This is a genomic window from Bacillus sp. MT(2024) (assembly GCF_036362845.1).
GTDB lineage: Bacteria > Bacillota > Bacilli > Bacillales > Bacillaceae > Bacillus > Bacillus velezensis.
Genome location: NZ_CP143632.1, coordinates 1,284,532 through 1,297,299, shown reverse-complemented (window position 1 = coordinate 1,297,299; position 12,768 = coordinate 1,284,532). Strand labels below are relative to the sequence as shown.

General features: G+C 46.9%; 13 protein-coding genes and 2 riboswitches. Of the genes, 6 read left to right on the top strand and 7 right to left on the bottom strand.

Annotated features, from left to right (window positions below; translation table 11 throughout):
* Nucleotides 1-162 precede the first annotated feature (162 nt).
* Nucleotides 163-978, top strand: a complete 816-nt coding sequence (gene motA / locus VP472_RS06775; protein ID WP_003154684.1) for a flagellar motor stator protein MotA — start codon at nucleotides 163-165, stop codon at nucleotides 976-978.
* On the top strand, nucleotides 950-1,735 hold the full coding sequence (motB, locus tag VP472_RS06770) for a flagellar motor protein MotB (RefSeq protein WP_069473375.1): 786 nt from the start codon (nucleotides 950-952) through the stop codon (nucleotides 1,733-1,735). Before motA ends, motB begins: the two co-directional genes overlap by 29 nt.
* Before the next feature lie 35 nt (nucleotides 1,736-1,770).
* Here motB and VP472_RS06765 read toward each other — a convergent pair whose 3' ends face one another.
* A complete protein-coding gene (locus VP472_RS06765; protein ID WP_003154686.1) occupies nucleotides 1,771-2,217 on the bottom strand; it encodes a MarR family transcriptional regulator MhqR in 447 nt (148 codons plus the stop codon).
* Between the two features lie 198 nt (nucleotides 2,218-2,415).
* Here VP472_RS06765 and VP472_RS06760 point away from each other — a divergent pair, with 198 nt between their 5' ends.
* Nucleotides 2,416-3,933: a sporulation kinase KinD gene (locus VP472_RS06760; protein ID WP_050556563.1), complete on the top strand. Its 1,518-nt coding sequence runs from the start codon at nucleotides 2,416-2,418 to the stop codon at nucleotides 3,931-3,933.
* Nucleotides 3,934-4,143: 210 nt separating this feature from the next.
* Here VP472_RS06760 and VP472_RS06755 read toward each other — a convergent pair whose 3' ends face one another.
* The 6 genes from VP472_RS06755 to VP472_RS06730 all read right to left on the bottom strand — a co-directional run bounded on the left by VP472_RS06755 (nucleotide 4,144) and on the right by VP472_RS06730 (nucleotide 9,153).
* Nucleotides 4,144-4,404, bottom strand: coding sequence for an aspartyl-phosphate phosphatase Spo0E (locus VP472_RS06755; RefSeq protein WP_003154690.1), 261 nt, complete (start codon nucleotides 4,402-4,404; stop codon nucleotides 4,144-4,146).
* Between the two features lie 280 nt (nucleotides 4,405-4,684).
* Nucleotides 4,685-5,221 carry a 1,2-dihydroxy-3-keto-5-methylthiopentene dioxygenase gene (locus VP472_RS06750; protein WP_146276646.1) on the bottom strand — a complete coding sequence of 179 codons (537 nt, stop codon included), beginning with the start codon at nucleotides 5,219-5,221 and terminating at the stop codon, nucleotides 4,685-4,687.
* A 15-nt stretch (nucleotides 5,222-5,236) separates the two neighbouring features.
* Nucleotides 5,237-5,866 carry a methylthioribulose 1-phosphate dehydratase gene (locus VP472_RS06745; protein WP_146276644.1) on the bottom strand — a complete coding sequence of 210 codons (630 nt, stop codon included), beginning with the start codon at nucleotides 5,864-5,866 and terminating at the stop codon, nucleotides 5,237-5,239.
* A complete protein-coding gene (gene mtnX / locus VP472_RS06740) occupies nucleotides 5,824-6,528 on the bottom strand; it encodes a 2-hydroxy-3-keto-5-methylthiopentenyl-1-phosphate phosphatase (RefSeq protein ID WP_146276642.1) in 705 nt (234 codons plus the stop codon). The genes VP472_RS06745 and mtnX overlap by 43 nt, the downstream gene beginning before the upstream one ends.
* Nucleotides 6,525-7,739 (bottom strand): 2,3-diketo-5-methylthiopentyl-1-phosphate enolase, encoded by a 1,215-nt coding sequence (gene mtnW, locus VP472_RS06735; protein ID WP_146276640.1) that lies wholly within the window; start codon nucleotides 7,737-7,739, stop codon nucleotides 6,525-6,527. Before mtnW ends, mtnX begins: the two co-directional genes overlap by 4 nt.
* An 81-nt stretch (nucleotides 7,740-7,820) precedes the next feature.
* Nucleotides 7,821-7,920: riboswitch (SAM riboswitch) on the bottom strand.
* Between the two features lie 60 nt (nucleotides 7,921-7,980).
* Nucleotides 7,981-9,153: a pyridoxal phosphate-dependent aminotransferase gene (locus VP472_RS06730; RefSeq protein WP_069473370.1), complete on the bottom strand. Its 1,173-nt coding sequence runs from the start codon at nucleotides 9,151-9,153 to the stop codon at nucleotides 7,981-7,983.
* Nucleotides 9,154-9,245: 92 nt separating this feature from the next.
* Here VP472_RS06730 and VP472_RS06725 point away from each other — a divergent pair, with 92 nt between their 5' ends.
* The 3 genes from VP472_RS06725 to mtnA all read left to right on the top strand — a co-directional run bounded on the left by VP472_RS06725 (nucleotide 9,246) and on the right by mtnA (nucleotide 12,635).
* Nucleotides 9,246-10,025 (top strand): carbon-nitrogen family hydrolase, encoded by a 780-nt coding sequence (locus VP472_RS06725; protein ID WP_146276638.1) that lies wholly within the window; start codon nucleotides 9,246-9,248, stop codon nucleotides 10,023-10,025.
* A 91-nt stretch (nucleotides 10,026-10,116) separates the two neighbouring features.
* Nucleotides 10,117-10,272, top strand: a riboswitch (SAM riboswitch).
* Between the two features lie 110 nt (nucleotides 10,273-10,382).
* Entirely contained in the window at nucleotides 10,383-11,567 is a 1,185-nt protein-coding gene (mtnK, locus tag VP472_RS06720) for an S-methyl-5-thioribose kinase (RefSeq protein WP_146276636.1), read from the top strand.
* A 6-nt stretch (nucleotides 11,568-11,573) separates the two neighbouring features.
* Nucleotides 11,574-12,635 carry an S-methyl-5-thioribose-1-phosphate isomerase gene (mtnA, locus tag VP472_RS06715; protein WP_146276634.1) on the top strand — a complete coding sequence of 354 codons (1,062 nt, stop codon included), beginning with the start codon at nucleotides 11,574-11,576 and terminating at the stop codon, nucleotides 12,633-12,635.
* Nucleotides 12,636-12,768: the final 133 nt, after the last annotated feature.

Here is a 12,768-nt window from a genome sequence, read left to right as displayed (position 1 = left end):
AGCGGTTCCCTCCTCGCGGGGAGCCGCTTTTTTGTTATTTCTCCATGCCGGAAGGGAGAAACTGTGAAGAATTCGGGAACAATTTCTCAATCACCCTAAAGTTCCATGCACTGCCACCGATATTAACCATAGAAAGCTAGTATAAAGGATTTGGTGAAAACTATGGATAAAACATCGATTATCGGTATCATCCTCGCCGTGATTGCTTTAAGCGTGGGCATGGTGCTGAAAGGGGTCAGCTTAAGCGCACTCGCTAACCCGGCAGCTATTCTGATTATTTTGTTCGGTACGATTTCTGCGGTGATCATCGCATTCCCCGGAAAAGAAATCAAAAAAGTGCCTGCCCTTTTTAAAGTGCTGTTTAAAGAAAACAAACAGCTGACAATTGCGCAATTAATTCCTATGTTCTCTCAATGGGCGCAAATCGCCAGACGTGAAGGTCTGCTCGCATTAGAAGCAAGCATTGAAGACGTGGATGACGCATTTTTGAAAAACGGCCTGAGCATGGCGGTTGACGGACAAAGCGCAGAATTTATCAGAGATATTATGACTGAGGAAGTTGAAGCGATGGAAGACAGACACCAGGCCGGCGCAGCCATCTTTACACAAGCCGGCACATATGCGCCGACACTCGGCGTTTTGGGTGCGGTCATCGGCCTTATCGCAGCTCTTTCCAACATGAACAATACCGAGGCGCTCGGACATGCCATCAGTGCGGCGTTTGTCGCCACCCTTCTCGGGATTTTCACAGGGTATGTACTTTGGCATCCCTTCGCCAACAAACTGAAACGCAAATCAAAGCAGGAAGTCAAACTGCGTGAAATCATGATCGAAGGCGTTCTGTCAGTGCTTGAAGGACAGGCCCCGAAAGTGATCGAACAAAAACTTCTCATGTATCTTCCTGCGAATGAACGCGCAAAAGTCGCTGAACAAGAAGGAGAGGCAAACAATGGCGAGAAAAAAGAAGAAGAAGCATGATGACGAGCATGTGGATGAGTCTTGGCTGATCCCGTACGCGGATTTGCTCACCCTTCTTTTGGCTCTGTTCATTGTATTGTTCGCCATGAGCTCGGTCGATGCGGCGAAATTCCAAATGCTGTCTAAATCATTTAACGCCGTGTTTACCGGAGGCACGGGTGTTCTTGAATATTCAAGCGTCACCCCTCCTGAAAACGAAAAAGACGGCATTGATCAGTTAAAAAAAGACAAGGAAAAAGATAAAGAACAGAAAAAGAAAGAAAGAGAAGCAGCCGACCGCGAAGAACTTGAAGGCGTGCAAAAGCAAGTCAATCAATTTATAAAAAACAAAAAGCTTGAAACTCAGCTGGAAACAAAGATGACTAAAGAAGGACTCTTAATTACCATTAAAGACAGTATCTTTTTTGATTCCGGACGGGCGGATATCCGTCAGGAAGATATTCCGCTTGCCAAGGAAATCTCGAATCTCCTTGTGCTGAATCCGCCGAGGAACATTATCATCAGCGGACATACGGACAATGTGCCGATTAAAAACTCACAATATCAATCTAACTGGCATTTAAGCGTCATGCGGGCCGTCAACTTCATGGCTATTCTCACGGAAAACCCGAAACTTGACGCAAAAGTATTCAGCGCCAAAGGTTTCGGAGAGTATAAACCGGCCGTGTCGAACAAAACCGCTGAAGGGCGCAGCAAAAACAGGCGCGTCGAGGTATTGATACAGCCTAGAAACGCCGCGACTGACCAAAATCAGTAATATAAAAAAGGAAGCCTTTCAAACGGCTTCCTTTTTTATTTCTGATGAAAATGTTTAGCGTTTAACCCCACTCTTTTCAGCATTTCCGTACACATTTCTATCTCTTCATCACTCAGCACACTGATCATTTCTTTAATTTCTTCAGCATGATCGGGGAAAATATCGTCCAAAAGACGGATTCCCTTTTCGGAAATTTGTGCGAAAGTCACTCTTCTGTCAGTCGGCGAGGCTTTTCTGATGAGAAGTTCTTTTTTCTCTAATTTGTCAACAACGTATGTAATACTTCCGCTCGCTAATAAAATTTTGTCGCCGATCTGCTGAAGCGGCTGGTTGCCTTTGTGGTACAGCAGCTCAAGCACCGCAAATTCGGTCGGGTTCAGACCGTGCTTATGAATATGTTTATTCATATGGTCGTTAATAGATCGGTACGCACGTGACAGTACAATAAATAATTTCAATGAGTTTTCTGTTTTATCCGTCATACATTCAATCATCCTTTTACAAAAGAAACCGTTACAGAGAAACATTAATAAACAAAATGAAAAATGTCAACAAAAATGTTTCCAAAATTTCTCTTCTTTTTGTCTGGCCTTAATAAAATAATTTGTTTTTCTATCATTTTGGTTATTTTTTCTTATTAAAGAAGTATAAAAATGATATAATACCTCTATTCAAGTGTAATGTTGGAGCGATGCAGAGTGAATACATTTAAAGGTGCCCGGGGAAAGATCAAGCTTTATCTCATATTGGTGATCATCCCGGCACTTATTATCAGCTTTTTCATTTATGAAAAAGAAAAGCAGAAAATAGCCGATAAACACATACAGGAAGCCAGTATGATGCTCAACCTTCACCGCAATAAGCTCAATTATTTAATCGGTGAAACAAAAGCCCGGATGACAACACTTGCGATCGCTGTCGATAAGCCTGTCAATGAAGAAAAGATCATTGATATTCTCGATCAGGCTTTTGAGGATGAACCCAGATTCAGCGGTCTGTATATGCTGAATTCCAAAGGTGATGTCATCGCAAGCACGACTGATCTGAAATCAAAGGTGAATTTGGCCGACCGACCGTATTTTACGAAGGCGAAAAAGACGAAAAAAACGGTTATCACAAATGACTACTCCAGCAGAATTACAGGCCAGCGCATCTTTACGATCTGCGTGCCGGTGTTAGACGCAAAACGGGAAGTCACGGATTATTTAGTAGCCGCCATCCAAGTCGATTATTTGAGAAATATGATCAATATGCTGAGCCCTGACGTTTATGTCAAGGCAACCAATCAGAATAAAGTGATATTTGCCAGCGGACGGGCTGATCAATCAGAAGGGGTGCAACCGGTCAGCGGCTATCTGGATGATATTAATTGGAATATCAATGTTTATCCGAAACCGGTTGAGCTGAACGAGCTGACCAAAAGCGTGCTGCTGCCGATGTCCAGTATTGCCGTGCTGCTGAATATTCTGTTCATCCTCGTTCAATATTATCTGCTTAAGCGCAAGACCCAGCTGGAGCGCGCTCAAAATGAAGCGCAGAAATTGGAGCTGATCGGAACGCTTGCCGCCAGCACCGCCCATGAAATCCGCAACCCGCTTACAGGGATCAGCGGCTTCATTCAGCTTTTGCAGAAAAAATACAAATCGGAGGAAGATCAGCTGTATTTCTCAATTATTGAGCAGGAGATTAAGCGGATCAATCAGATTGTCAGTGAGTTTTTAGTGCTTGGAAAACCTACTGCTGAACGGTTGGAAGTGAACTCGCTGCAGGATATTCTTGATGAGATTATGCCGATTATTTATTCTGAAGGGAATCTGTATAATGTGGAAGTGAATGTGGAGATTCTCGTCAATCGGCCGCTCAAGGTCAACTGTACGAAAGACCATATTAAACAGGTGATTTTAAATGTCGCAAAAAACGCACTGGAATCCATGCAGGAAGGCGGCCGGCTGTCCATCTATTTAGAAGCCCGCGACCATAAAGCAGTCATTAAGGTGGCCGACAACGGAATGGGCATTTCTGAAGATATGCTTGAACACATTTTTCTTCCGTTTGTAACGTCAAAGGAAAAAGGCACCGGCCTCGGCCTTGTCGTATGTAAACGAATCATGCTGATGTACGGCGGTTCGATTGACATTCAAAGCGAAGTCGATAAGGGGACAGAGGTCACCATTACCCTCCCTGCCGCTTCACGATGAAAAAAACACCCTGGATCGGGGTGTTTTTTATTTAAAGAAGAATATGTGTAAGAGGATATACCAGAGGAACGGCATCATAGCCGGCAGATAGTACGAGGCGCTTCGTGAGCCGTGCCAGCGGAAAAATCTGCTGACTGTACGCGGTCATCTTTCGGATGCGGCGCTTGATCAGGAAGCGCATTCAGTCTTCGTTATCTGTTTTATCATCAATCATTTGTTTGCTTCATATGCAGGCATGACGTCACCGCGGGAGAACAAGCCTATTTTCTTCACAAGGCCCTGTATTCCTTGGTGATGTGTGCGATCACGGTTTACCAGCTGCTGATACGCGTTCATCAGACAGTCCAGTTCCTGGCTGTGCCTGATCGTGTCATATCCTGTAAACCCTTGTCTGTTAGCCGCATCTATCATCATTTTTCTTTTTTTATCAATAGATACAAGCAATTTTTCTTGTTCAGAATAACTGCCCATTCACTTCACCCCTCACCGCTAAAAGAATAGGAAACAAGTTTGATTGGGTTATTGAGCATTATTACAGATTATACTTTATTTGTAAACATTTTTTTACTAAATAACTTATTTTTTCATTTCATATTGGAATCTTTAGCATGAATACGAGAATAATACCCATTCAGGTAATGATATAAACAGAATGCGGCATATTCAAGATTTAAAAAACAGCCACAGCTGACTTTATATTACAATAAAAAACCTCTCATGCCGGCGGGGGCATGAGAGGTTCGGGCGTCTATCAGTTTTGCACACTTTCATTTTCGTAAATCGGCACCCAGCCCTCAGTCGTCACGAAAATTCGGATTGCGACGACCCGGCGGTCTTCCTGAAGCGTAAAGTAGTGGCGGATGTTCTCCGGAACTGAAATCAAATCTCCCGGATTTAAACGGACGTCGAAAAATGTGCCGTCTTTGCCTTGAATGACGAAGATGCCGTGTCCGCTGACGATAAAGCGGACTTCATCATCTGTGTGGTGATGTTCTCTTTGGAAATTTTTTAATAATTCATCAAGATTCGGCGTGGTATCTGATAAAGAAATGACATCCTGAGACTGATATCCGCGCCGGGCTGAAATATCCTGAATCTCCTTGTCAAACACTGCGAGAATCCGTTCTTTTTCATCTTCTGTCAGATTGTATTTCTCCGAAAGCTCAGACGGAAGTTTTTCAATGTTCCACTGCTCATAGATCACCTCTTGTTCGTCTAAAAAGCGCGCTACTTCTTCCTGATTTTCAATGAGCGTATTCTTTTCGTCATGAATTCTGATGGTCGCCATTTTCTATTCCTCCTTTTATTTTACTAGCTGCGGCCGAAGTGACAGAAGCTTGAGGTGACAGCTGAATAAAAATTCATAGGCTTCCAGCACCCTTTTCGCTTCAAATGCGGTCCGCCCCCATGACGTAATGCCGTGATTGCGGATTAACACCGCGCCTGAGCCGGCGGCCGCATGGTGCGCGAAGTTTTCGGCCAATGCCGGGATGTGCGCCGGATTGTCAATAATCGGAACGGTCACGGACGCGTTTTCCTCCCATAATCCGAGCGCCTTAATCATCTCCTGCCCCTGAAACGTGATTTGTTTTTCATCCCCGTAAAGCTCTGAGATGACATTATTATTGACGGTATGGACATGCAGACAGCAGCCGGCGTCTGTCTTTTGGTATAAGTAAGTATGGAGAAGCGTTTCCGCTGAAGGTTTTAAAGTATGGCCGGTCTCAGCGGGCTTCCCGTTCTCATCGATTAAGAGAAAATCTTCGTCTGTTTCTTTTCGTTTGTCTTTTCCGCTCGCCGTAACGAGGAAAGTCAGCGGCGCGTCGGATACTTTGATGGAAAGATTCCCGCTCGTTGCCGGGAACCAGTCTCTTTCGGCCAGCTCGCGCTTTACCTCGGCAAGTTCGCGCCAGCGTTCTTCTTTTGCAGCCATGCCTGCACCTCCCCGATGTTTTCAATTCCTGTTTTCACCTCATGAAAATCTTGAAAAGGCAGATGCCGGAGGCCGAGTTCTTTGCATTCAGTCAAAAGATAATCTCTCGCAAAACACATATCGGATAACTTTGCAGCCTCGACATCCGTGACCGAATCACCGATCATAATGAGAAATTTCTGCTGATCGGACAGCTTCCGGATGACTGACGGTTTGCAGCAGCCGCATTGATTGGTGCAGCCTCCGTCACAGGCGTGCGGCCAGTCTATATGAATATATTCATTGTCAAAGGATGCATGATTGCAGAAAATCCGCTCCTTTTCTACGATCCCTTCCAAAAGCGGATACACAAAAAAGTCCATTCCCCCGCTTACGATATAAAACGGGAGGCCGTTTGACCGGACAAACGAGACAAAATCCAAAAAGCCGTCCCGTATTTTCGCATCCTTCAGAATAAAGCCGGTCAGTTCTTCTTTTAAGCTGCTCGGCAGCAGTCCGAACATCCGGCCGACTCCTTCTTGGATTGATATGCTTTTAGACAGAACACCGTCTTTTAATTCAAGCCACTCAGGAGGCGCGAATTCTTTCATCATGCTGACAATGTTGTCGTTCATGGTGACCGTGCCGTCGAAATCACAAATAATCAGCGGTGTGCGGGTCATACGGCTTCCACCCTTCCCCATTTGTCTAATGCGAGCTGAAGATCTTTGCACGACGCGGCTTTTTCTTCAATCGGCTGCGCTTCAAGCACCGCATCAATGATGGCGCGGAACGCTTTTCCGCCGCCCTCGGCTCCTTTCGGATGGCCGTGAATGCCACCGCCGGCATTGATGATGTGATCGATGCCGAAATCGCGCATCAACAATGGCACCATACCGGGGTGAATGCCTGCTGACGGGACGGCAAACGACGGATGAAAGACATCGTCTTTTACACATTCATCATGGATTGCAAGCGCGGACTCCTTCGGAAGAGCAACGGATCCGTAAGGTGACGGAAATAAGCTGAAATCAGCGCCGCAATAGCGGTTCAGCTTGCCGAGCAAAAGCGCATGCGACAAGCCGTAAACGGGAGATGATGTGAACGCGCCGCTGACTGCCGGATGCGCCATGATCGGAAGCGGGATTTCCCTGTCTTCGGCAAGGCTCTGCATCACATCTAAACCGTAAGCGAACACATTCAATAAAAGCGCGTCCGCCCCGAGTTCTGCCGCGCGCCTCGCTTTATCCCGCAGTTCAGCGGTCCTTCCCGTAAGGTTTACGGCATACAGCGTTTTATGCCCCGTCTCCTCCCGGGTTTCCTTCAGGACTTGTTTTCCTGCGATAATGCGGGTTTCAAACGGAGCCAGTTCATTTTCAAAGAAAATTTCGTCATCTTTAATCAGATCCACGCCGCCGAGCGCCTGCTGTCTGAGCTGTTCTTTAATGTCGGCGAGATCCCGTCCGATCACGCCTTTAAATATGCTCATCAGAAGCGGTCTTTCAAATTCGCCCAGCAGTTTGCGGATGCCGTATATACCGAATTTCGGCCCGGGAAGGGAGCGTTTAAACCCTTCGGAAAATTCAAGATCAGTCAATTTTATTTTTCCGTCCAGTGACAGCTTTCCGAATACCGTCGTCAGGACGGCCGGAATATCTCTTGAAAAGTTCGCCTCGGGATAGGCGATGGTGATGACGGATTGTGTTTCGTTTTCTGAGGTTCCTTCTTTCTCCTCAACTTTTACGACCCGGCCTTTATGTTTTCTGAGCTGTTCCTGCTTCACCAGGGGCAGGTCAGTCCAGGAGCCTACCGTCAGTTCCGCCGCAATCTGTTCCGCCCGCTTTTCACCGTCCGTTGTGTCTGTCAGAAGATATGTTGCCAATACTTCGCTCATGCGTGAACGCCTCTCTTTCTTTCACAAAACATAAAAAAACCTCTTCCGTATGAGCAGAAAGAGGCTTCGTGTTATGTCCGAATCTTATCTCTCAGCTCCTGCTGCAAGAATTAGCACCGTGCTTTATCAGTCGGTTGCCGGGCTTCATCGGGCTCGTCCCTCTGCCTGCTCTTGATAAGAATAATGATTTTATAAAGTATTTTGAATTATCGCATTGTTATCCTGATATGTCAATGCTTTTTCAGGTGAAAAGATTCAGTTTCCCGATCCGTTCCGCAGCTTCTTTAAGTCTTTCTTCACTTGTCAGAAGACCGACTCTTATATAGCCTTCCCCCCATTTTCCGAACCCGTTTCCGGCAGCGACGGCGACATCCGCTTTCTCGAGCAGCAGATCTGAAAACGACTGTGACGTATAACCGTCGGGCACAGGGAGCCATGCAAAAAAGGAGCCCGCCGGAGCCGTCACATCCCAGCCGATACCGCGGCAGGCTTCAATCCATGCATTGCGTCTCGATTCATATCTGTCATTTTGCGCTGCGACGCATGCCTGATCCGCTAAAAGAGCGGCTGCGGCCGCCTGCTGCGCCGCGGGAAACAGGCTGACAAACATATGATCCTGATAAAGGTTGATCGCTTCGATAACAGAAGCGTTTCCGACGGCAAATCCGACCCGCCAGCCCGCCATATTATACGTTTTGGACAAGGTATAGATTTCGATTCCGGTCTCTTTTGCGCCTTCCGTCTGCAAAAAGCTCAGCGGTTTATGCCCGTCAAAACCGACGGCTCCGTACGCGAAATCATGAACGACACAAATGCCGTTTTGTTCCGCAAAACCGACCGTCTCCTCAAAAAACGCCTCTGTCGCCACAGCGCCGGTCGGATTATTCGGATAATTGAGATACAGCATCTTCGCCTCGCTCCGCACCTTTTCAGGAATTACGCTGTAATCAGGGAGAAACCCTCTTTCTTCCGTCAGCGGCATCATTTCCATTTTCGCTTTCGCAAGGGCGACGCCCGACCAGTAATCAGGATATCCGGGATCAGGCACCAGAATGGTATCTCCCGGGTTTAAAAGACATTGCGGAAGCTCAACAAGTCCCGCCTTGCCTCCGAACAGCACGGCGACTTCCGTTTCCGGATCAAGCGTGACCCCGTACTCCCTTTCATAAAATGCAGCGGCTGCTTTTTTGAAGCTGTAAGCGCCCCGGAATGATGAGTATTTATGATTTTCCGGCCTTTCGACGGCACGCTTCATTTCTTCAACGATATGCTGAGGCGTCGGCTGATCAGGGTTTCCCTGCCCTAAATTGATGACGTCTCTGCCTTCTTTCAGCTTTTGATTCACTTTTTGCACCAATGATGCGAAAAATTGTTCCGGCAGCTGTTTGAGTACATCTGAGATTTCAAAGTTCATATTTTTCACCTTCTAAAAATGTCTTGAAATGATAGTCCATCATCATATATGGTTAAATAAAAAAAGTAAAGAGAAACTAGAGGTGTTAAAAAATGAAATGGACCGTTTCCTGTTTGCAATTTGATATTTCATACGGAAATCCTTCAGAAAATTTTAAAAAAGCAGAATCTTTGATTGAGCAAGAAAGCCGCCATGCGGATGTAATCGTGCTTCCTGAGTTGTGGACGACCGGCTATGATCTCACACGGCTAGACCAGCTGGCGGATGAAAACGGCAAAGTTTCGGAACAGTGGCTTAAAGAAACGGCAAAAACATACAACGTACACCTCGTTGCCGGATCTTTTGCGGTCAAAGAAGGCGAAAATGTCTATAACACCATGTACATCGCCGATAACAGCGGACAGATCGTGAAGCGGTATCAGAAAGCCCATCTGTTTCAGCTGATGGATGAACACCTTTACTTGTCAGCAGGAAACAGCGACGGTTCCTTTGAGCTTGACGGTCTCAAGTGCGCCGGGCTGATCTGCTATGATATCCGTTTCCCCGAATGGATCAGAAAGCATACGTCCCAGGGCGCGAATGTCCTGTTTATCTCTGCAGAATGGCCTCTGCCCCGCCTTGATCATTGGCGAAGCCTGCTTGTCGCCAGAGCAATTGAAAACCAATGTTTTGTCGCAGCCTCTAACTGCACGGGGTCCAATCCCGATAATGAATTTGCCGGCCACAGCCTGATTATTGACCCGTGGGGCCGGATTTTAGCCGAAGGAGACCGGACGGAAGGCGCAGTCCGGGCGGAAATTGATGTGTCAGAAAGCGCGGCCGTCCGCGGAACCATTCCGGTTTTCCAAGACTTGCGGCGTGATTTATATTAATTTTCAAAAAAATGTTGACAAGAATATCCGGCACCTGCTAATATTTTCATCAACTGATTAATCCGAATTGTGATACAAATCAATATATTTTCTCTTATCGAGAGTTGGGCGAGGGAATTGGCCTTTTGACCCCAACAGCAACCGACCGTAATTCCATTGTGAAATGGGGCGCGTACATTTTGCGCCGAGACGATTGTCTCATAAGGCACGGTGCTAATTCCATCAGATGTTATCTGAGAGATAAGAGGCGGACTGCACTGTTTCAGCCTCCTTCTCTTTCAGAGAAGGAGGCTTTTTTTTCGGGCGTATTCTCCGTCACGATCTCTTACTGCCACTACATAATTGGAGGGTAAATCCATGTCAGCAACTAAAACAAGTCTTTATGAACAATTAACAGAAAGCTCCGCCGCCGCGTTAGCCGTCAAGCTCGGCTTATTCCAAAGCAAAAGCACTCTGACATGCCGTGAAATCGGCGACGGCAATTTAAATTACGTCTTCCATGTTTACGATAAAGAAAACCAAAAAGGACTGATTATCAAACAGGCGATTCCTTACGCGAAAGTCGTCGGTGAAAGCTGGCCGCTTACAATTGATCGGGCGAGAATCGAAAGCAGCGCCCTCATCCGCCAGGGCGAACACGTGCCGCACCTCGTTCCGGCCGTTTACTATTCCGATACTGAAATGGCCGTCACGGTAATGGAAGACCTCTCACATTTGCAGATTTCACGAAAAGGGCTGCTGGAAGGGCAGCATTATCCGAACTTATCGGTTCATATCGGTGAATTTTTAGGGAAAACGCTTTTTTACTCATCCGATTATGCGCTCGATGCGAAAGTAAAGCAGCAGCTCGCAAAGCAGTTTACAAATCCTGAGCTTTGCAATATTACAGAAAGGCTTGTGTTTACAGAACCGTTTCTCGACCATGAGACAAACGATTTTGAAGAGGAGCTGCGCCCATACGCAGAAAAAGTTTGGAACAATTCCCGGCTGAAAGAAGGCGCTGACGAATTGAAAGCCATCTTTCTGAATTCCGCGGAAACATTGGTTCACGGCGATCTGCACACGGGAAGCATCTTCGCCGATGAACATGAAACAAAGGTGATTGATCCCGAGTTTGCTTTCTTCGGACCGATCGGGTTTGACATCGGCCAATTTATCGCCAATCTGCTGTTAAACGCCCTCAGCCGCGACGGTGACGACAGACAGCCGTTATATGACCATACTGCCGCCGTATGGGATACATTTGTGAAAACATTCAGTGAAGCATGGGAGAAAGACTGCCTGCCTTCCCGCAGACACCTGCTGGAAGACACACTGAAAAACGCGTTTGAAGAAGCGGTCGGTTTTGCGGGATGCGAATTGATCCGGCGCACGATCGGACTCGCCCATGTGGCTGACTTAGATGAAATCACTCCGTTTGACAAACGAATCGAACGGAAGAAGCTGGCGCTTGAGATCGGCGCCTATTATATCGAAAACAGAAAAGAACTGAAGCATATCACCGAGGTTCTGAACCAATTTAAGCTCCGTGTAAAGGAATGATGCAGCATGACCAATGAATTTGCCATCCCCCGTTCTGTGGAATGGAAAGAAACCTACATCCGCATTTTAAATCAGCAAAAGCTTCCCGACGTCACTGAGTATGTGGAACTTGAAACAAAGGAAGATGTATTCGACGCGATTGTCACGCTGAAAGTAAGGGGCGCCCCGGCCATCGGTATAACCGCGGCATTCGGACTCGCGCTCTCCGCCAAGTCATTTGAAGCCCGCGATCTTTCAGATTTCCGACGTCAGTTCGCGGATGTCAAAGCGTATTTAAACAGTTCGAGGCCCACTGCCGTCAACCTCGCGTGGGCGCTTGACAGACTGACGGATTCCATCAGGGATGCAATCTCAATCAATGAAGCGAAAACAACGCTCGTTCATGAAGCTATTCAAATTCAGATTGAGGATGAAGAAACCTGCCGAATGATCGGCCAAAATGCGCTGCACCTTTTTAAAAAAGGCGACCAGATCATGACCATCTGCAATGCGGGCTCGATTGCTACAAGCCGGTACGGTACGGCGCTTGCTCCCTTTTACTTAGCGAAACAAAAAGACCTCGGCCTTCATATCTACGCATGTGAAACAAGACCCGTTCTCCAGGGATCCCGGCTGACGGCGTGGGAGCTGATGCAGGGCGGAATTGATGTCACACTCATTACGGACAGCATGGCCGCCCATACAATGAAGGAAAAACATATTTCAGCAGTCATTGTCGGCGCTGACAGAATTGCTAAAAACGGAGATACGGCCAACAAAATCGGAACGTACGGCCTCGCTATTTTGGCAAACGCCTTTCAGATTCCGTTTTTTGTGGCCGCACCGCTTTCGACCTTTGACTTGCAGATTGAAAACGGCGATCAGATTCCGATTGAAGAAAGAGATCCGGATGAAGTCAGACAGATCTCCGGCATACGCACCGCTCCCGAAGATGTGCCGGTCTTCAATCCGGCCTTTGACATCACACCGGGCAGCCTGATTTCAGGCATTATCACCGAGAAAGGAATTGTGACCGGTTCTTACACGGAAGAAATTGAACAATTATTCGCTGCCTGCCAGCTGAGCTGAAAAACCGCTGATGATGTTGCCTCAGGCAATGTCAGCGGTTTTTTTGTCTGCATAATGTAATCACTTCATCTTTTTGGGCAGCTGAAATCAGATGCATTTTAAAAAACAGCTCTGCATAACCGGCTATCTTTTG

Bases quoted from the DNA above. Each gene is read 5' to 3' on its own strand.
- motA (WP_003154684.1), top strand. From the start codon at position 163: ATGGATAAAACATCGATTATCGGTATCATCCTCGCCGTGATTGCTTTA.
- motB (WP_069473375.1), top strand. From the start codon at position 950: ATGGCGAGAAAAAAGAAGAAGAAGCATGATGACGAGCATGTGGATGAG.
- VP472_RS06765 (WP_003154686.1), bottom strand. From the start codon at position 2,217: ATGACGGATAAAACAGAAAACTCATTGAAATTATTTATTGTACTGTCA.
- VP472_RS06760 (WP_050556563.1), top strand. From the start codon at position 2,416: ATGTTGGAGCGATGCAGAGTGAATACATTTAAAGGTGCCCGGGGAAAG.
- VP472_RS06755 (WP_003154690.1), bottom strand. From the start codon at position 4,404: ATGGGCAGTTATTCTGAACAAGAAAAATTGCTTGTATCTATTGATAAA.
- VP472_RS06750 (WP_146276646.1), bottom strand. From the start codon at position 5,221: ATGGCGACCATCAGAATTCATGACGAAAAGAATACGCTCATTGAAAAT.
- VP472_RS06745 (WP_146276644.1), bottom strand. From the start codon at position 5,866: ATGGCTGCAAAAGAAGAACGCTGGCGCGAACTTGCCGAGGTAAAGCGC.
- mtnX (WP_146276642.1), bottom strand. From the start codon at position 6,528: ATGACCCGCACACCGCTGATTATTTGTGATTTCGACGGCACGGTCACC.
- mtnW (WP_146276640.1), bottom strand. From the start codon at position 7,739: ATGAGCGAAGTATTGGCAACATATCTTCTGACAGACACAACGGACGGT.
- VP472_RS06730 (WP_069473370.1), bottom strand. From the start codon at position 9,153: ATGAACTTTGAAATCTCAGATGTACTCAAACAGCTGCCGGAACAATTT.
- VP472_RS06725 (WP_146276638.1), top strand. From the start codon at position 9,246: ATGAAATGGACCGTTTCCTGTTTGCAATTTGATATTTCATACGGAAAT.
- mtnK (WP_146276636.1), top strand. From the start codon at position 10,383: ATGTCAGCAACTAAAACAAGTCTTTATGAACAATTAACAGAAAGCTCC.
- mtnA (WP_146276634.1), top strand. From the start codon at position 11,574: ATGACCAATGAATTTGCCATCCCCCGTTCTGTGGAATGGAAAGAAACC.